The organism is Streptomyces sp. R302 (assembly GCF_012927245.1).
Classification (GTDB): Bacteria; Actinomycetota; Actinomycetes; order Streptomycetales; family Streptomycetaceae; genus Streptomyces.
In genome coordinates, this window is the sequence record NZ_JABBGE010000006.1 from 247,722 (window position 1) to 265,355 (window position 17,634).

A 17,634-nucleotide genomic window follows, 5' to 3' on the forward strand; every position below is an offset into this window, starting at 1 on the left:
CCGTCGCGTCGACAGCGTCGATACGGCGCGACTGCCCGCCCCGCCGGGCTCGAACCGCGCGCCGCGACCGGGCGAGTGCGCGAGCCCGTGCCGGGTAGCCGCCTGCCGACGCGAGGAGCCGGCCATGAAGATCCTGACGATGGGGGTCGAGGAGGAGTTCATGCTCGTCGACCGCGTCAGCCGGACCCCCGTGGACCGGGCTCCCGAGGTGCTCGCCTCGGCCGGTCGGGTGCTCGGGGAGCAGGTGCAGCGGGAGTTCTTCAACGCCCAGGTGGAGACCGCCACTCGGCCCACGGCCTCGTGCCGCGACCTGCGCGACGAGCTGTCCTGGATGCGCGCGGTGCTGGGGGAAGCGGCCCGTACGGCACGCTGCCGCCCGGTCGCCACCGGCACCTCGGTGCTGCCGCCCACGCGTCCGCTGACGGTCACCGACACGGAACGGTACCGACGCATGGCGCGCCGGTACGCGTCCCACTTCGGCCGCGTCGACGGCCTGGTCTGCGGCTGTCACATCCACGTGGGGACCCTGGAGCGGGACGCCGCGCTCGGACTCTCCCGGCGCATGGCGCCCTGGCTGCCGGTGCTTCAGGCGATCACCGCCAACTCGCCGTACGCGCGGAGCCGCGACACGGGCTTCGACAGCTGGCGTTCGGTGGAGTACGCCAGGTGGCCCACCGTCGGCCCCGCCCCGGACCTCGACGAGCCGCGCTACCTCTCCCGCGTGGCGGAGCTGGTGCGGACCGGCACCCTGCTCGACCGGCGGATGGTCTACTGGTACGCCCGCCCCTCCGAGCACGTCCCGACCCTGGAGATCCGGGTCGCCGACGCCAACGCCGACGTGGACACCGTCGTCCTGCTGGCGTGTCTGGTACGGGGGTTGGCCATGGCGCTGCTTCCGGAGGTGCTCGACGGCCGCCCGGCCCCGCGGGTGCCCCACCGCCGGCTGCTCCTCGCCCACGAGCTGGCCGCCCGCTACGGCCTCTCCGGCTTCGGCCTCGATCCCCGCACGGGCCGGGAGGTGCCCGCCGCCGACCTTGGCGACCGGCTGGTGGACCGGGCGCGGCCGGGGCTCGACGCCGTCGGCGACACCGGACGCGCCCTGTGCCAGTGGCGGCGCATCCGCGCCCGGGGCGCGGGCGCGGCACGGCAGCGGGCCGTCTACCGCCGGCACCGGCGCCTCACCGACGTGGTCGACTCCCTCGCGGAGACGACCGCCACGGCATGAACGGAGGGAGGGTCGGCATGCGCGTGGTCAGGCCGCCGGGCGTGTACGCCCCGCAGGGCGACACGGCCCTGCTGATGGAGAGCCTCGCCCGGGAGGAGCTGGGGCCGAGCGCGCGCACGCTGGATCTGTGCACGGGGACGGGCGTCCTCGCCATCGCCGCGGCCCGCAGGGGCGCGGAGGCGACGGCGGTCGACGTCTCCGGCGTCTCCGCGGCCACGGCACGGGTCAACGCCACGCTCCACCGCTGCCGGATCCGGGTCCTCCGCGGCGACCTCACGGCGCCGGTGACCGGCGAACGGTTCGACCTCGTCACCGTCAACCCGCCCTACGTGCCCGCCCTCCCGTCGCGCGGGCCGCCCCGGGGCCCGGGCCTGGCCTGGGACGCGGGCCCCGACGGCCGGCTGCTGCTCGACCGGATCTGCCACGCCGCCCCCGCGCTCCTCGTGGCCCACGGCGTGCTGCTGCTCGTCCAGTCGTCGCTGAGCGGTGTCTCCGACAGCCTGGCGGCCCTGGAACGCAGGGGGCTTCGGGCGTACGTGGCGGCGCGCAGGACCCAGCCGTTCGGGCCGGTCACGACGGCGCGCGCCGGGTGGCTGAGGGAACGGGGGCTGATCCCGCCGAAGGCCCGTACGGAGCAGCTGGTGGTGATCCGCGCGGTCCTCGACGCGGCCGGCCGGCCGGGATCGGGCGGCGAGGGCACGTTTGAGGACCCGCCCGGGCGGTGAGGCGCCGAAGCGGGGAGCCGCACCGACGACAGCGGCCGCCCCGGCCGCACCGGCTACCGGAGAGGAGACGAACCGTGTCGCTCGATGGACGGAACGTGCTGGTCCTGACCACCAACTACGGTACGGAACAGGATGAGTTGACGAGACCGGTCGCCGCCCTCCGCGAGAGCGGGGCCCGCGTCGTGATCGCCGCGCGGAAGGACGAACCCGTACGGACCCTCGTCTCCGACCGCGATCCCGGTGCCGTCGTCCGACCGGACACGACCCTCGCGCGGGAGACCGCGGAGGGTTACGACGCCGTGGTCGTGCCCGGAGGCACGCTCAACGCCGACCGGCTGCGGACGGACGCCGACGCACGCCGTCTCGTCTCGGCCTTCGCCGCCGCCGGAAAACCGGTGGCCGCCATCTGCCACGGGCCGTGGCTGCTCGTCGACAGCGGGCTCGCCAAGGGCCGGGAACTCACCTCGTACCCCTCGCTCCGTCCCGATCTGGAGAACGCCGGGGGCACCTGGACGGACCACGCGGTCGTCGTCGACACCTCGGGGCCGCATCCCCTGATCACCTCCCGCAGGCCGCGCGACCTCGACGCCTTCTCGGCGGCGATCGTCCGGGCCCTCGACGACGGCGGGAGCCGTGAGTGACGGAAAGGAACGTGTGATGGGCAAGAGCGCGATGCACAAGGGCAAGGGCAAGGCCAAGGAGGCCCTGGGCAAGGCGACGGGCGACCGGCGCATGGAAGCGGAGGGCAAGGCGGAGCAGGCCGAAGGCAAGGTCCGCGAGGCGGCCGAGAAGGCCCGTGACGCGATGAAGCGGCACACCTGAGATCCGCAGGCACGAGCGGGTCGTCGCCGCGACGGAGGCCACCGCCTTCCGCGGACACGACAGGGCCCCCGGCGATCCCCTTCCGCCGGGGGCCCGCTCCGCGCAGGACGCGCCCACTCCCGCGCGAGGGAAGTTCGGGAGGCGTAAGGGTGCGTGGGTGGCACCGTGCGGGGCAGAGGCAGGGCAGGAACGCAGGGCGAGGAGGTGCTACGGATGGAGGTCTGCCTGCGGCAGCGGTCCCAGCCCGTGGGAGGGCCCGGGGCGGCGGCGTACGCCCGGCGCGAGGTGCACCGGCTGGCCGACCAGGCCCTGTTCTTCGGCCAGGTCGTCCGCCAGGCGTCGGAGGACGACGCCGCGCTGATCGCCAGCGAGCTCGTCGCCCACGCGGGCGGCTTGTGCGTGCTGGAGCTGCGGCTCGCCTCCGACGGCCTCGACATCCTGGTCATGGGTGCCCGGCCGCCGTCCGAGGCCGCGACCGCCCATGGGCCGTACGTGTTCTGGTGGGATCTGGTCACGCTCCTCGCCCGGGACGTCACCGTCCGGCGCAGCACGCCCGCCTCGGGCGCCGTCGTCCGGGCTCACGTCGACACCGAGTGCCCGCCCGGCTGAGGCGCCCTCCTCGATCCGAGCGGAGCCGGGCGCATACTGGAGGGACAGCGTGTACCGACACGACCCCTCCGGGAACCAGGCGATCCGCAGATGACGAAGAGCGCAGAGTTCGCCGAGGACGGAATTCCGCAGGGCTTCGTGGCGTCGGGCGCGCACACGTACAAGTCCCGGGGCGTCGCGACGGTCACCCGTGACCTCTCCGCTCCCCCGGACACATGGCTGCTGGTCGTCCGCGGGGAGTTCGACCGGGACACGCTGCCGTGTCTGCGCGCGGCGCTCGACGACGCGTACGCGGCGGACGCGGAGCGGATCGCCCTCGACCTCTCGGGCGTGACGTTCGGCGACTCCTCCTTCCTCAACGAGCTCCTGGAGGCGCACGGCCACCCGGGGCAGCTCGTGCTCGTGGGGCCCTTCACCGGGCAGATCCGGCGCCTCTTCGAGCTGACGGGCACCGACCAGGTGCTCGCCCTCGCGGCCGACCGCGCCGACGCCGGCCTCGCCCGACACCCCGGCTGACGCCCGCCGCGCGTCACCGGCCCCTCGGGGCGTGCTCGTACACGTCGTCGCGCGGCGCTCGATCCGGCCGGGGGCCGAGGAGTTCGAGAAGCCCGGCGATCTCGTGGCCGGCCTCGGCCGGGTGCCGGAAGGGCGCGGCGGGGTCGATGCGGTACACGTTGCGGCGGCCGTCGGTGGCCCGGGTCCGGGTGAGGTATCCGCCCGCTTCGAGGTCGGCGACGATGTTCTGCACGGTGCGCTCGGTGATGCCGCAGTGGGCCGCGACGTCCCGCAACCGGATGCCCGGGTCCCGGGCGATCGCCAGCAGCACCCGCGCGTGGCTGGTGAGGAAGGTCCATCCCGGGCTTGCTCCGTTGCCCTGCATGACGGGATTCTTCCCCCTCGCCGCCCGATCATGCGAAGAACGTTTCACGTAACTGTTGACCGGTATGCGGCCGAGGCGCAGACTCGGAGGACAGGCCCTCCCTCCCAGGAGGAGGCATGACACGTTCTCCCGCCCCACCACCTCCCGCGTCCCCCGGGGACCGCGCCGGCGAACGGCTGCGGCACCGGACGGAGGCGCGCGGGGCCGGAACGGTCGTGCGTCTGGGCGGCGAGATCGACCTGGACAACGCCGGCGAGCTGGAGACCGTACTCACGGCCGCCCTGTCCCTCGCAGGGCACGGCGCCCCGCTCACGCTGGACCTGTCCGAGGTCTCCTTCTGCGACTCCACCGGACTGAACACGCTGCTGCACGTCCGTCTGCTGGCCGAGGCCCGGCACAGCCGACTGTCGGTCGTCTCGGCGAGCGCCCGGGTCGCCCGTCTGCTCGACCTCACGCGCACCGCCGACCTCCTGGGGTTCCCGGCCGCCGAGGCCCCTCCCGGCGGAGACGATCATGCCCCGTGACCTGCTCCACGACGTCCAGATCCTGCTCGCCGAGGCCGGGTTCGGACCGGACAGCGGTCTGACCACCACCCGCGACGGGCCGGCCGTGGTCGTCTTCTGGCACGCCGACCATCTGATCCGGCCCATCATCACCGCCCACGCCGGTGATCCCGACGTCGGGATCGCGGCCGGGATCCCCGGTCTGCGCACCGCCCTCCAGACCGCCCTGACCAGCGTCTTCCAGGCCGCCGACCTCCTCCCGCTCCCCGACCCCGGAGGACTGCTCCGCGTCACGGCGGGGCTCGGCGCGGGCGACGCCGCGCGGCGGGAGGGCGCGAACGGGTGAAGGCCGCGGTGCCTGCGGCGGCGCGGGGCGGCCCGCGGCGGACCGCACGGGCAGAGTGAGCCCATGTCGACACCTCTGCGTGCGGCACCGGTGCGTGCGGCCGGTGTCCTGCTGATCGCGGGCGTCCTGTCCGGCTGCGGAGCGTCCGCGGCGCGCGAGGACGGCGCCTCCGCCGCCGGTCGCGGCTTCGCCGCGGCGCTGGCCGCCGGGGACCACCGCGCCGCCTGCGCGCTCCTCGCCCCCGAGACCCGCGACGCGGTCGAGGAGGACGCCAAGGGCCCGTGCGGCCCGGCCCTGCGGGAGCTCGGCCTGCCGCCGTCCGGTGCCGCGCGCGGCGTCGACGTGTACGGGCGCGACGCGCTGCTGCGCATGACGGGCGACACCCTGTTCCTGTCGCAGTTCGACGACGGGTGGAAGGTGACCGCGGCGGGGTGCGTCCCGCGGTCGACGGACGAGCCGAGTTCAACGAACAGCTGGCCGTCGAAGGACTCCAGCAGATCGGGTTCGGCGCCTACCTGATGTCCTCGGACTTCGCCGTCGACGTCACCGAGAACTGGCAGTCGGAGTTCCTGCAGTTCTTCCTGTACGTGTTCGGCACCGTCCACCTCTTGCAGCGCGGCTCGCCGGAGTCGAAGCCCCTGGAACGGGCGGGCACCGAGAGCGACCGCGACCAGCACATGGGCGACCATGCCCGCCCCGACTCGCCGCGCTGGGCCGGCACCAAGGACTGGCGTCAGGGCGCCTACTCCCGGTCCCTGGGCCTGGCCATGGCGGCGCTCTTCCTCCTTTCGTGGTTCGCCCAGTCCGTCACCGGAGCCGCGGCGTACAACGGCGGGCGGCTGCGACAGCTCCAGGCACCGCTCGACTGGGGTGCCTACCTCGCGTCCTCCGACTTCTGGAGCCGTTCGCTGCAGAACTGGCAGTCGGAGCTCCTCGCCGTCGCCGCGATGGCCATCCTGTCGGTCTATCTCCGCCAGCGCGGCTCACCGGAGTCCAAGCCGGTCGGATCCGCCCACACCACGACCGGCGTCGAGGGCTGACGACGCCTCCCGGTCACCAGCGGTACCAGCGCCCCTGCGCACCCCGGAAGAAGAAGCCCAGCACCCACAGCACCAGGACGGCCAGGGCGATGTACCACAGGACTTCGACCGCGAACCCGGCCCCGAAGAGCACGAGGATCAGAAGCAGGACAAGCAGAATCGGAACCATGACGCCACCTCCTCGGACCCCGGTCCGCGCCGTTCGCCGCGACACCGGTCGTCCACCAGGCAACTTCCCACCCTCCGCCCATGCATGCGCCGCGGGGCCGGCGGCGATGAAGGAGGCCTCCCGTGCGGTGAGTCGGCTACGTCCCGTCGCCGTCGCGAAGTCACCGAGCTGAGCGAGACGTACGGGGAGACCCGCCCGCCCGGGTCGCGGCCGACGGCCTCCTCGACGAGCGCCTCTCGCTTCGGCTTCGTGCCGCCGCACGTGGAGGACGCGCGGCCGCTTCCAGGGGCCGTCCGGTCAGGTCTGGAGGTGGAGGAAGACGGACACGGGGTCCAGGCCGGCCGCGGCCAGGAGGTCGCCGAGGTCGCGTTCGGCCTGGGCGCCCTGGGCCGTGGGGCGCGGGGCGCCGTTCTGGAAGGTGGCGTACGGGGTCGCCGGGGCGAGGATGCGGAAACTGCTCCACACCCTGCCCCGTCGGCGGACGAGGAGGGGACGGCTCCAGGCCATGAAGCAGGGGACGCCGGTGCCCCGGGCGTGGGCGCGGACGAGTACGGGCCCCGGCCACTGGCCGTCGGGCAGGCCGGCCAGGACCGTGACCGCCTTCGCGCAGGCCGCCTGCGGGTTGGCGAACTCGCCCGTGAGCTCCCAGACCCCGGACTCGTGGCGGGCGCCCAGGTGGGCGGCGGCGAGCGCGCGGTGCGCCTCGGCCATGGGGTCCGGCACGGCGCGGGCCCGCTTGCCGAGGGCCTCGACGTCGGTCTCGGTGGCCACGGGGGCGCCCCGGCGGCCCGCCGGGAGGTAGAGGTCCGTCGCGTGCTCCGGCTCGGCGCGGGCGACCGCGCCCCGGCCGGTCCTCCAGGCGGCCGCCGCGACCGGCTCGGCCTCCGGCCCCTCGAACTCGCCGTGCAGCCCGAGGAGGGACACGCAGACGGCGATCACCGCGTCGAGCCGCTGCCGCTGGGGCCCTGCGGGGTCCTCGTCCGTGGCGCCGAGGGCGTGGAGGAGGTCGGCGGTGACGGTGCGCCACGCGTAGTCGTCCTCGTCCCAGGCACCGGCGGCGAGCAGCTGGAGGTGCAGGGCGGTGACCAGCAGGGTCGTCGGCGGCGACCAGGGGTGATCCGATTCCTCCGACGCGAGTCGCCGGGCCAGTCGGGTCATCCAGGCGCGGGCCTGCTCGCGGGCGCTGTCGGGGAGCGGGCCCTCCCCCGCCTCAGGGGCGGCCTCCTCCGCCGCGTACTCGGACCCGGACCCGTCCTCCCCGTCGTACTCCTCGTGCTCCTCGTCCCTCGTGGCGTACTCCGAGAGCTGCCAGCGGCGCGGTGCCGGGATCCGTGTCAGCTCCGGGAGGTCCGTCGCGAGCGGGCCGTAGGCCACCTCGGTGAGCTCCGGTCCCAGTGTCCGGGCGCACTCGGCCGGCGTCGGGGACGCCGTGCCCGGTGTGCCCGCGTCCGTGACGACGAGTTCGCGCAGTCGGGCGATGTCCTGCTCGAAGCGGCGCGCGGCCGCCGGGTCCTGGAACAGGTCGTCGACCGCGTAGCCGCCGGAGAGGCGCGGCACGGTGTCGGCGGCGCCGCGCGGTGCGCAGCCCTCGGCGTCGTAGAGGAAGGCTGCGGCGGATTCGACGTACGTCCCGTCGGCGAGTCGGCAGCTCGCGCGTACGGCCGCTCCGGGGGCGGCGGTCCACGGGAAGGTGCCGGTGTTCCGGTCGGCGGGGATCGGGCCGATCGGGTGCCACGAGCCGGGCGCGCCGCCGTCGGTGGAGATCTCGACGGTGACCTCCGCGCCGGCGGGGCGGCGGCCGAGGACGGCCTCCAGGAGGGGGCCGTGCTCGCGGACGCCGAGGAGGACGAGCGCCGGGGGCGCGTCCGTCGCGTCCCGGGGTGCCACGGTGGATCCGGTGAGTTCCTGGACGGGTCCGACGGGGCCTTCGTCGGGCAGCAGCGGGGTGGTGTCGTGGGCGATGACGGCGAGTTCGCAGTTGCGGGCGGGGCCTTCGGCCGTGCCGCCGGTGGCGTCGCCGACCGCGCGGGCGAGGGCGGCCCGGGTCAGGTTGGGGCTTCCGGTGAGGGCGTGCCAGGTGTCGCCGACGCGCCATTCGACGAGCTTGCCGTGGCGCATCCGGGTCTCGGCGAGTTCGCGCACCCGGGCGGCGTCGTGTCCGTCGAAGGCCTTGCGGACGCCGTCGGAGTCGTAGCTGGTCCAGCGGCGCTGGATGCCGAGGGTGATCTCCCCGGGGGTCAGTCGCTCGCGCAGCAGGCGCAGGAGCTCTCCCGAGGGGTCCACGAAGGGGGCGTACAGGCGGAGTTCGTCCACCGGTGTCCCGGGGAGGCGGTCGATGAGGGGCGTACGCAGGTTGTGCGCCAGTTCCACCTCCGGCCCTTCGGTCTCGGTGGGCGGGGCCTCGCAGTGCAGGACGGTCAGGAGCTCGGCGAGGTGGCGCAGGTACTCCGCCCACCAGGAGGTCAGGGCGACGGCGTCCGGGAGCTGCTCCAGCCAGTCGGCGAGGTCGGCGAGCAGCGGGTGGGAGGCGCCGTCGTCGGTGGTGACGACGGTCCACAGTTCGTCGTTGGTGCCCCAGCCGGACTGGGTGGGGTTGCCGGAGCCGATGGCGACGCGGCAGGCGTCGTCGCCGAGGAGCAGGGCGAGTTTGGGGTGGAAGGCGCCGTGGCACGCGGCGACGCCGTGGAGGTAGCCGCGCCCGGCGAGGCGGACGTCGACGGCCTCGTACAGAGCGTGTCCGGCGTCGCCGAGGATCGCGACGCGGGCGCCGAGGGCGCGGGCCCTGGGCACGGCGACGGCTTCGAGGAAGGGGAGGTCGGTGGTGTAGCCGAGGACGAGGAACTCCCGCAGGGGCCCCTTGCCCTGCTGCTCCCAGTCCCACAGGAGGGAGACGGGGGAGGCGAATCCGGTGTGCACCGCTGTGGTCATGGCATCACGTCCAGGCTCGTGCGTGCGTGGTCCGTCAGGGTCGGTGCGCCGCCCCGGGCGTCGTCGGCGGCGAAGAGGCCGAGCTGCCGGGCGACGGAGGCGAGTTGGTGGACGCGGATGCCGATCTCCGCGCTGGACTCCTCGCCGAGCCTGAAGTAGCGGTCGTTGCGCATGTGCAGGCGCGAGAAGACGCGGTGGCGGCCGGTCCGGGGGTCGTAGCGGAGTTTGCGGAGGGCGACCCGCCGGGACTGGGCCAGCATGTCGTCGACGAGGCGGGAGCCCAGGTCGCGCACGGGCCGGGGGCCGTACTCGCGCAGCAGGCCGGCCATCCATCTCGGGTCGAGGAACTCCTGGCGGTCGCCGAGGAAGGCGCGCCGGGCGTGGGCGGCGAGCGGGTCGGCGGGGTGGGTGCCGTCGTCGGCCCGGTGGGCGCGGAGGCCGCCGGTGAGGAGGACGAGGACGTCCCGCCACGGCGCCGGCCGGTCCCGGTCGTCCATGAGCTCCCGCTCCACGGGGAGGGGGTGTCCGGAGGCGTCGTGGACGGGGCCGAGGGCGGCGAGCTCGCGGTCGACCGTGCCGTCCGGCATGTGGTCGCAGAGCCAGGCGCGGAGGTCGGCGGCCGAGCGGTCCCGTCCGCCGTCCGGCCCGTCCTCGGTGCCGACTTGGGCCACGAGGTCGGCCCAGAGGCGGCGCCAGGCGGAGACGGAGTAGTGGCGAAGGAGCAGTCCCCGCCAACGGGCGGCCTCGGGTATGGCGGAGAGGAACGGGTCCTCGGCGAGGAGCGGGCCGAAGGCGACGGTCTCCCGCAGGCGGTCGGTGTACGAGTCCCCGGCGTGCAGGGCGACGGACCGGGCGAGCACCCGCAGGGTGGCGCGTCGTGTCCGGTCGGTGGCCTCCCAGGCCTCCGGCCGGTGCGTGCCTCCGGCGGTGGCGGTCAGCAGGCCGGCGAGCCACTCCCGTTCGGCCTCGCAGGGTTCGCCGAGCGCGGCGGCCCCGGCCTCGGCGAGTTCGGCGGGCCGGGCCTCGGGCCGCCCGGAGCCGGCGACGGCGAGCAGGGGCGCGAAGAGCGCGCGTACGTCGGCGGGGCAGGCGTGCCGTCCGGGCCGGAGCCCGTCCCGGCCGGACGTGACGATGCCGAGGATCTGGGCGGGCGCGGTGTACTGGGACCAGAAGCCCCAGGTGCGGGGCGAGTAGTCCCGCGCCGCCCGGTCCAGGTCGAGGCCGTCGTCGGCGGCGAGGGCCGGCTGGACGCGGTCGTGGCCGTGGGGAACGAGCCCGGCGGGGATGCCGTCGGGCGAGCGGGCGATCTGGGCGGCGGCGAGCAGCGCCTCCGCGCGGCGCAGCAGGGTGCGGCACTCCTCGGTGCCGAGGCTCCGCCGCTCGGCCTCGGCGGCGACGGCGGCGTAGAGGGTGTAGTAGCGGACGTACTTGGTGACGCTGGAGACGCCGGGCACGAGCCGGTCGACCAGCCGCCAGACGGGTCCTTCGACGGACAGCGGTGACTTGAGGCTTCCGCGCCCGAGCCCTTCCTCGGCCCACGCCGGGCCCACCGTCCTCACGCCCATCGCGCCGCTCTCCCCCTCGCCGTCCCCTCGGCCGTGGACGACGATACCGCCGCCCGCTGACAGCGGGCGGCGGTGGGGGGTGGGGGTGGGCCGGGGTCAGAGCGCGCTGACGATGGCCTCGACCCGGTCCTTGGCGTCGCCGAAGAGCATGGCGGTGTTCTCGCGGAAGAACAGCGGGTTCTGGACGCCCGCGTAGCCGGAGGCCATCGAGCGCTTGAAGACGATGACCTGCCCGGCCTCCCAGACGGTGAGGACGGGCATGCCGGCGATGGGGCTGGAGGGGTCCTCCGCGCCGGCCGGGTTGACCGTGTCGTTGGCGCCGATGACGAGGACGACGTCGGTGTCGGCGAAGTCGTCGTTGATCTCGTCCATCTCCAGGACGACGTCGTACGGGACCTTGGCCTCGGCCAGCAGGACGTTCATGTGGCCGGGGAGCCGGCCGGCTACGGGGTGGATGCCGAAGCGGACCTCGACGCCCCGGGCCCGCAGCTTGGAGGCGAGTTCCGCGACCGGGTACTGGGCCTGGGCGACGGCCATGCCGTAGCCGGGGGTGATGACGACCGAGCGGGCGGCGGCGAGGGCCTCGGCGGCGCCCTGGGCGGTGATCTCCTGGTGCTCGCCGTAGTCGACGTCGGAGCTCGACGGGGCCTCGATGCCGAAGCCTCCGGCGATCACGGACAGGAACGACCGGTTCATCGCCTTGCACATGATGTAGCTGAGGTAGGCACCGGAGGAGCCGACGAGGGCGCCGGTGACGATCAGCAGGTCGTTGCCGAGGAGGAAGCCGGAGGCGGCGGCGGCCCAGCCGGAGTAGCTGTTGAGCATCGAGACGACGACCGGCATGTCGCCGCCGCCGATGGAGGCGACGAGGTGCCAGCCGAGGGCCAGGGCCACGGCCGTGGCGGCGACGAGCAGCCAGAGGTTGGGCTCGATGGTGAACAGGACGGTGAGGACCAGGAAGACGGCGAGCGCGCCGAGGTTGAGGACGTTCTTGCCGGGGAGCACGAGCGGCTTGGAGTTGATGCGGGCCGCGAGCTTGAGGTAGGCGACGACGGAGCCGGTGAAGGTGACGGCGCCGATGAAGACCCCGATGAGGACCTCGGCGTGGTGGATGCCGAGGGTGCCGAGCGCGTCGAGCGCGGCGGCCTCGGAGCCGCCCGGGTGGTGCTCCACCTCCAGGTAGCCGTTCCAGCCGACGAGGACGGCGGCGAGACCGACGAAGGAGTGGAGCAGGGCGATGAGTTCGGGCATGCCGGTCATCTCGACGCCGCGGGCCCGCCAGAAGCCGATGACCGCGCCGGCGAGCATCGCGACGGCGAGCAGTCCGGCGGCGCCGGCGGCGATGCCCCGGTCGGCGGCGAGGACGATGGTGGCGACGAGGGCGACGCCCATGCCGAACATGCCGAAGGCGTTGCCGAGCCGGGCGGATTCGTGCTTGGAGAGTCCGGCGAGGGCGAGGATGAAGAGGACGGCGGCGATGAGGTAGGCCGCCTGTGCAGCGTGTGTGGCGGACATGTCAGCTCCTGTTGAACATTGCAAGCATGCGACGCGTCACCGCGAAGCCGCCGAAGACGTTGATGCTCGCCAGCAGGATGGCTGCGGCGGAGAGCACGGTGACGACGGTGCCGCCGTGTCCGATCTGCAGCAGCGCGCCGACGACGATGATCCCGGAGATCGCGTTCGTGACGGACATCAGCGGGGTGTGCAGGGCGTGGTGGACGTGCCCGATCACGTAGTAGCCGATCACGATCGCCAGCACGAAGACGGTCACGTGCGGCAGCAGTGCGGCCGGGGCGAAGCCGACGACGAGGAAGAGCGCGAGGGCCGAGAGGGCGACGGCCGTGAAGCGGCGCCCCGGGCTCATCGGGGTCTTCACCGGCGAGACCGGCGCCGGCGTGCTCGCGGCGGCGGCCGCGGGGGCCGCCGAGACCTGGACCGGCGGCGGCGGCCAGGTCGTCTCGCCGTCGCGCACGATGGTGACGGAGCGCTGCACCGGGTCGTCCCAGTCGAGGACGAGCGCGCCGTCCTTGCCGGGGGTCATCAGCTTCAGGAGGTTGAGCAGGTTGGTGCCGTAGAGCTGGGAGGCCTGGGCGGGGAGCCGGCCGGCGAGGTCGGTGTAGCCGAGGATGGTGACGCCGTTCGCGGTGACGACGCGCTTGCCCGCGACGGAGCCCTCGACGTTGCCGCCGTTGGACGCGGCCATGTCCACGATGACCGAGCCGGGCTTCATGGTGGCGACCATCTCCGCCGTGAGGAGCCGGGGCGCGGGGCGGCCCGGGATCAGCGCGGTGGTGATGACGATGTCGGCCTCGCGGCACTGGGCGGCGTAGAGGGCGGCCTCGCGGGCCTTGTAGTCGTCGCCCATCTCCTTGGCGTAGCCGGTCGCCGAGACCTCCGCCTCGGCGGACTCGATCGACAGGTACTCGCCGCCCATCGAGCGGACCTGGTCGGCGACTTCGGGGCGCGGGTCGGTGGCGCGGACGATCGCGCCGAGCGAGCCCGCGGTGCCGATCGCGGCCAGACCGGCGACGCCCGCGCCGGCGACGAGGACCCGGGCCGGCGGCACCTTGCCGGCGGCGGTCACCTGGCCGGTGAAGAAGCGGCCGAACTCGTGGGCCGCCTCGACGACGGCGCGGTAGCCGGCGATGTTCGCCATCGAGGACAGGACGTCCATGGACTGGGCCCGGCTGATGCGGGGCACGGCGTCCATGGACAGGACGGTGAGGGGGCGCCGGGCCAGGTCCTCGACCATCGTCGGGTCGGACGCGGGGGCGAACAGGGCGATGACCTTGGCCCCGGGGTTCGCCTGGTCCAACTGGTCGGACGGCGGGGCGTTCACCCCCAGGACGACGTCCGCCTCGATCGCCCTGCCGACGCGGGCGCCGGCCTCCTCGTACGCGGTGTCGGCGAAACCGGCCGCGGCACCCGCGCCCGGGTCGACGACGACCTCGTATCCCAACCCGCGGATCTTCTCGACGGTGACAGGCGTCGCGGCCACCCGCCGCTCGCCGTCCCGGGCCTCCTTGAGGACTCCGACAATCACCACACCCCTCCGTTCGTCGCTGTCGGCCCCCACCTTGACTCCAGGAGGCGCCCCGGGGAAACAAGGCTCGCTCGGGTCTGGACAGAAGATCGAGGATCGCACTCACGTATGTGCACGTTAGGGTGGGTCGGGCCGGGTCCGACCGGTCGACATTTCGAACGTGACGACCGACCAGGTGGTGCGCATGACCCTCTTCGACCTGCCCCTCGACCAGCTCCGCGAGTACCGCAGCGCGTCCGTGGAGCCGGGCGACTTCGACGCCTTCTGGGCCGGGACCCTCGACGAGGCGCGGAAGCACGACCTCGACGCCCGGTTCGAGCGGGTGGCGACCGGTCTCGCGACGGTGGAGACGTACGACGTGACATATTCCGGTTTCGACGGGCAGCCGGTCAAGGGCTGGTTCGTGATTCCGGCCGGCGCCACCGAGCCGCTGCCGGTCGTCGTGGAGTTCATCGGGTACGGCGGCGGGCGCGGGCTCGCGCACAGCCATCTGCTGTGGGCCTCGGCCGGGTTCGCGCACTTCGTGATGGACACCCGCGGCCAGGGCAGCGGTTGGGCGCCGGGCGACACCGCGGACCCGGTGGGCAGCGCGCCGGCCTTCCCCGGGTTCATGACGCGGGGCGTCGAGGACCCGGAGACGTACTACTACCGGCGGGTCTACACGGACGCGGTGCGCGCGGTGGAGGCGGCGAGGTCGCATCCGCTGGTGGACCCGGCGCGCACCGCGGTGACCGGGGTCAGCCAGGGCGGCGGCATCACCGTCGCCGTGTCGGGGCTCGTGCCGGACCTGGCGGCGGTGGCGCCCGACGTGCCGTTCCTGTGCGACTTCCCGCGCGCGACGACGGTCACGGACCGGACGCCGTACCGGGAGATCGGCAACTACCTGAAGACGCACCGGGGTCGGACGGAGAAGGTGCGGGAGACCCTCGCCTACTTCGACGGGGTACACTTCGCGGCCCGCGCGACGGCTCCGGCGCTGTTCTCCACCGCCCTGGAGGACCTGACGTGCCCGCCGTCGACGGTGTTCGCGGCGTTCAACGCGTACGCGCACGAGGACAAGGCGATCGAGGTCTACGACTTCAACGACCACGAGGGCGGCGAAGCGTTCCAGCAGGCGGCGCAGCTGGCCTGGCTGCCGGAGCGGCTCCGCGCCCGCTGACCCGAATACCCCCACCCTTGGTCTGGACCTGTCATGCGGGGGGCGTCAAGCTGGCCGCATGGACTTGGAGTTGCGCCATCTGAAGACGGTCCGGGCGATCGCCGAGGCCGGCAGCCTCACGCGCGCGGCGACCGCCCTCGGACTGGCGCAGCCGGCGCTGAGCGCCCAGCTCAAACGGATCGAACGGGCCCTGGGCGGCGCCCTGTTCGTGCGCGGCCGGGACGGCGTGCGGGCCACCGCGCTCGGCGATCTGGTCCTCGACCGGGCGCGGGTGGTGCTGCCCGCCGTCTGCGAACTCCAGGAGGAGGCCGTGCGGTTCGCCCGCGACGGCGCCGCCGGGCACCGGCTCGGCGGCACCCACGGCCCGCTGCTCGGCGGCCTGGTGGACCGGCTCGCGCGGGCGGAGCCGGACGCGCCGGTGACCACGTACACCTCCTGGTCGGAGCGGGAGCTCGCGCGCGGAGTGGCCGCGGGGCGGCTCGACTTCGCGCTCGTCGGGGCCTGCGGGGAGAGCTCCCCGCCGGAGGCGGGACGGCTCGCCTGGACGGAGGTGGCCCGCGATCCCGTGTACGTGATGCTGGCGACCGGCCATCCGCTGGCCGCCCGCCCGCAGGTCGCCCTCGCCGAACTGGCCGCCGCGGACTGGACGGACGTGCCGGGGGACGGCTGCTTCGGCGACTGCTTCGCCGCCGCGTGCGTGCGGGCCGGCTTCACCCCGGCCCGGGTGTACGAGACGGACACCGCCTCCTGCGTCCACCTGGTCCAGGTGGGCCGGGCCGTGGGCCTCTGCCGGGCGACCTTCCCCGCCACCCCCGGCATCGTCACCCGGCCCCTCGCCGGCGCCCCCCTCGTCTGGCGCCACCTCCTCGGCTGGCACCCCGAGGGCCGTGCCGCCGCCCACGCCGCCGCCGTCCTCGCCCACACCCGGGAGGCCCACACGGAGGCCCTGGCCCGCAGCGCGGGCCGGACGGGGGCGGCGGGGGCCTGACGCGGGTCCGCCCGGGCGCGGTCGGGCGTCGTACGTGCCGGCGCCTGTCCGCTGCCGGTCGCCGCCCGTCGTGCCCCCGGGCAGGGCGGCGGTGACCGCCCGTGGCCGCCGCCACCGGCGGTCCCCGGGGGCCATATCGCCGGGGAGGGGGCGGATCGGAGGGTGCCCGGGGACCGGGGTCGGTTCCTACGGTTCTCGACAGATCCCCCACCGAGAACCGAGGAGACTCCCCATGCTCCGACGACACGCCCGTGCGGCGTGTACCGCGCTGGCCGCCGCCGGGATGGTCCTTGCCGGGCTTCAGGCCGGGTCCGCGACCGCCGCGCAGCCCTCCCCCGGGACCGCGCCCGCCGCGCGGAGCGCCGCGCGGGCGCTCGGCGCCGCCGAGGCGCAGCCCGAGCTGCTCGCCGCGATGGGCCGCGACCTGGGCCTGACCCGGGCCCAGGCAGAGCACCGCCTTGTGAACGAGGCCGAGGCGGGCGCCACCGCCGCCCGGCTCCGCGACCGGATCGGCGGCTCCTTCGCCGGGGCCTGGGTCGAGGGGGCCGAGTCCGGCTCCCTGACCGTGGCCACCACCCGCGCCGCCGACCTCGGCGCGATCCGGGCGGCCGGGGCGACGGCCCGGCTCGTCCGGCACGACCTGGCCTCGCTGGAGCGGGCGAAGGCCGCCCTCGACCGGGCCGCGGGCGCCGACGCGCCGGTGCGGTACGTGGACGTGCGCGCCAACGCGCTGGTCGTCGAGGAGGTCCGGGCCGGCGCCGGGGCGCGCCTGGCGGCGGCCACCGGGGTGCCGCGGGAGCTGGTGCGGGTGGAGCGGAGCGCCGAGGCGCCGCGCCCGCTGTACGACCTCCGGGGCGGCGACGCGTACTACATGGGCGGCGGCGGGCGCTGCTCGGTCGGCTTCCCGGTGACCCGGGGCACCACCCAGGGCTTCGCCACGGCCGGGCACTGCGGCCGGGCCGGGCAGACCACCAGCGGCTACAACCAGGTCGCCCAGGGCAGCTTCCAGGGCTCGGTCTTCCCCGGCAACGACATGGCGTGGGTCGCGGCCAACAGCAGCTGGACGGCGACCCCGTACGTGAAGGGCGCGGGCGGCGCGAACGTCCAGGTCACCGGCTCCGTGCTGCAGCCCGTGGGCGCCTCCGTCTGCCGCTCGGGCTCCACCACCGGCTGGCACTGCGGCACCATCCAGCAGCACAACACGAGCGTGACGTACCCGGAGGGCACGATCTCCGGCGTGACCCGGACGACGGTGTGCGCCGAGCCCGGCGACTCGGGCGGCTCGTACATCTCCGGCAGCCAGGCGCAGGGCGTCACCTCGGGCGGTTCCGGCAACTGCTCCAGCGGCGGCACCACGTACTTCCAGCCGCTGAACCCGATCCTGTCGAACTACGGCCTGACGCTGAGGACCACCGGCTCCGACCCGGGCCCGGGCCCCGGCCCGGGCGAGCCGGAGCCGGGCGGCACGTGGAAGGCGGGCACGGTGTACGCGACCGGTGCCACGGTCACGTACGGCGGCGCCACCTACCGCTGCCTCCAGGGCCACCAGGCGCAGACCGGCTGGGAGCCGCCGAACGTGCCGGCGCTCTGGCAGCGGGTCTGACGGCGGTCCGACGGCGGATGGCGTCCGCG

At 74.7% G+C, this 17,634-nt stretch carries 19 protein-coding genes; 13 read left to right on the forward strand and 6 right to left on the reverse strand.

The annotated features are described in order from the left end of the window. Window positions 1-124 precede the first annotated feature (124 nt). The 6 genes from HHL19_RS20230 to HHL19_RS20255 all read left to right on the forward strand — a co-directional run bounded on the left by HHL19_RS20230 (window position 125) and on the right by HHL19_RS20255 (window position 3,897). Window positions 125-1,225 (forward strand): glutamate--cysteine ligase, encoded by a 1,101-nt coding sequence (locus tag HHL19_RS20230; protein ID WP_169091591.1) that lies wholly within the window; start codon window positions 125-127, stop codon window positions 1,223-1,225. Between the two features lie 17 nt (window positions 1,226-1,242). Beyond that, window positions 1,243-1,950, forward strand: a complete 708-nt coding sequence (locus HHL19_RS20235) for a HemK2/MTQ2 family protein methyltransferase (protein ID WP_169091593.1) — start codon at window positions 1,243-1,245, stop codon at window positions 1,948-1,950. 74 nt (window positions 1,951-2,024) lie between these two features. Continuing rightward, the gene (locus HHL19_RS20240) at window positions 2,025-2,591 is read left to right on the forward strand and encodes a type 1 glutamine amidotransferase domain-containing protein (RefSeq protein ID WP_169091594.1); all 567 of its coding nucleotides are present in this window, start codon (window positions 2,025-2,027) and stop codon (window positions 2,589-2,591) included. A gap of 16 nt (window positions 2,592-2,607) precedes the next feature. Then, complete coding sequence (locus HHL19_RS20245; protein WP_169091596.1) at window positions 2,608-2,772, forward strand: CsbD family protein; 165 nt, start codon at window positions 2,608-2,610, stop codon at window positions 2,770-2,772. Between the two features lie 213 nt (window positions 2,773-2,985). After that, entirely contained in the window at window positions 2,986-3,381 is a 396-nt protein-coding gene (locus HHL19_RS20250) for a hypothetical protein (protein ID WP_169091598.1), read from the forward strand. 90 nt (window positions 3,382-3,471) lie between these two features. Further along, on the forward strand, window positions 3,472-3,897 hold the full coding sequence (locus HHL19_RS20255) for an STAS domain-containing protein (protein ID WP_169091600.1): 426 nt from the start codon (window positions 3,472-3,474) through the stop codon (window positions 3,895-3,897). Window positions 3,898-3,910: 13 nt separating this feature from the next. Here the strand turns inward: HHL19_RS20255 and HHL19_RS20260 are convergent, their stop codons facing one another. Beyond that, window positions 3,911-4,261 (reverse strand): helix-turn-helix domain-containing protein, encoded by a 351-nt coding sequence (locus tag HHL19_RS20260; RefSeq protein ID WP_169091602.1) that lies wholly within the window; start codon window positions 4,259-4,261, stop codon window positions 3,911-3,913. A 116-nt stretch (window positions 4,262-4,377) separates the two neighbouring features. Here HHL19_RS20260 and HHL19_RS20265 point away from each other — a divergent pair, with 116 nt between their 5' ends. The 4 genes from HHL19_RS20265 to HHL19_RS20275 all read left to right on the forward strand — a co-directional run bounded on the left by HHL19_RS20265 (window position 4,378) and on the right by HHL19_RS20275 (window position 6,150). After that, entirely contained in the window at window positions 4,378-4,785 is a 408-nt protein-coding gene (locus HHL19_RS20265) for an STAS domain-containing protein (RefSeq protein WP_169091604.1), read from the forward strand. Then, window positions 4,775-5,110, forward strand: a complete 336-nt coding sequence (locus HHL19_RS20270; protein WP_169091606.1) for a hypothetical protein — start codon at window positions 4,775-4,777, stop codon at window positions 5,108-5,110. Before HHL19_RS20265 ends, HHL19_RS20270 begins: the two co-directional genes overlap by 11 nt. A 63-nt stretch (window positions 5,111-5,173) precedes the next feature. After that, window positions 5,174-5,629, forward strand: coding sequence for a hypothetical protein (locus HHL19_RS37480; RefSeq protein ID WP_240981740.1), 456 nt, complete (start codon window positions 5,174-5,176; stop codon window positions 5,627-5,629). Continuing rightward, window positions 5,542-6,150, forward strand: coding sequence for a DUF6766 family protein (locus HHL19_RS20275; RefSeq protein WP_346768314.1), 609 nt, complete (start codon window positions 5,542-5,544; stop codon window positions 6,148-6,150). The genes HHL19_RS37480 and HHL19_RS20275 overlap by 88 nt, the downstream gene beginning before the upstream one ends. Before the next feature lie 13 nt (window positions 6,151-6,163). On the opposite strand, the gene HHL19_RS20280 is transcribed toward HHL19_RS20275, so the two are convergent. The 5 genes from HHL19_RS20280 to HHL19_RS20300 form a co-directional block, all read right to left on the reverse strand. Then, window positions 6,164-6,319 carry a hydrophobic protein gene (locus tag HHL19_RS20280; RefSeq protein WP_169091608.1) on the reverse strand — a complete coding sequence of 52 codons (156 nt, stop codon included), beginning with the start codon at window positions 6,317-6,319 and terminating at the stop codon, window positions 6,164-6,166. Between the two features lie 297 nt (window positions 6,320-6,616). Then, entirely contained in the window at window positions 6,617-9,247 is a 2,631-nt protein-coding gene (locus HHL19_RS20285) for a hypothetical protein (RefSeq protein WP_169091610.1), read from the reverse strand. Further along, the gene (locus HHL19_RS20290) at window positions 9,244-10,812 is read right to left on the reverse strand and encodes a hypothetical protein (protein WP_169091612.1); all 1,569 of its coding nucleotides are present in this window, start codon (window positions 10,810-10,812) and stop codon (window positions 9,244-9,246) included. The genes HHL19_RS20285 and HHL19_RS20290 overlap by 4 nt, the downstream gene beginning before the upstream one ends. A 96-nt stretch (window positions 10,813-10,908) precedes the next feature. Beyond that, window positions 10,909-12,327 carry a Re/Si-specific NAD(P)(+) transhydrogenase subunit beta gene (pntB, locus tag HHL19_RS20295; protein WP_169091614.1) on the reverse strand — a complete coding sequence of 473 codons (1,419 nt, stop codon included), beginning with the start codon at window positions 12,325-12,327 and terminating at the stop codon, window positions 10,909-10,911. Window position 12,328: 1 nt separating this feature from the next. Further along, window positions 12,329-13,855 (reverse strand): Re/Si-specific NAD(P)(+) transhydrogenase subunit alpha, encoded by a 1,527-nt coding sequence (locus HHL19_RS20300; RefSeq protein WP_169091616.1) that lies wholly within the window; start codon window positions 13,853-13,855, stop codon window positions 12,329-12,331. A gap of 184 nt (window positions 13,856-14,039) precedes the next feature. Between HHL19_RS20300 and HHL19_RS20305 the strand changes: the two genes are divergently transcribed. From HHL19_RS20305 to HHL19_RS20315, 3 genes are all read left to right on the forward strand, one after another. Next, window positions 14,040-15,014, forward strand: a complete 975-nt coding sequence (locus HHL19_RS20305; protein ID WP_169091969.1) for an acetylxylan esterase — start codon at window positions 14,040-14,042, stop codon at window positions 15,012-15,014. 58 nt (window positions 15,015-15,072) lie between these two features. Beyond that, on the forward strand, window positions 15,073-16,002 hold the full coding sequence (locus HHL19_RS20310) for a LysR family transcriptional regulator (RefSeq protein WP_169091618.1): 930 nt from the start codon (window positions 15,073-15,075) through the stop codon (window positions 16,000-16,002). 232 nt (window positions 16,003-16,234) lie between these two features. Further along, entirely contained in the window at window positions 16,235-17,605 is a 1,371-nt protein-coding gene (locus HHL19_RS20315) for a carbohydrate-binding protein (protein ID WP_169091620.1), read from the forward strand. Window positions 17,606-17,634: the final 29 nt, after the last annotated feature.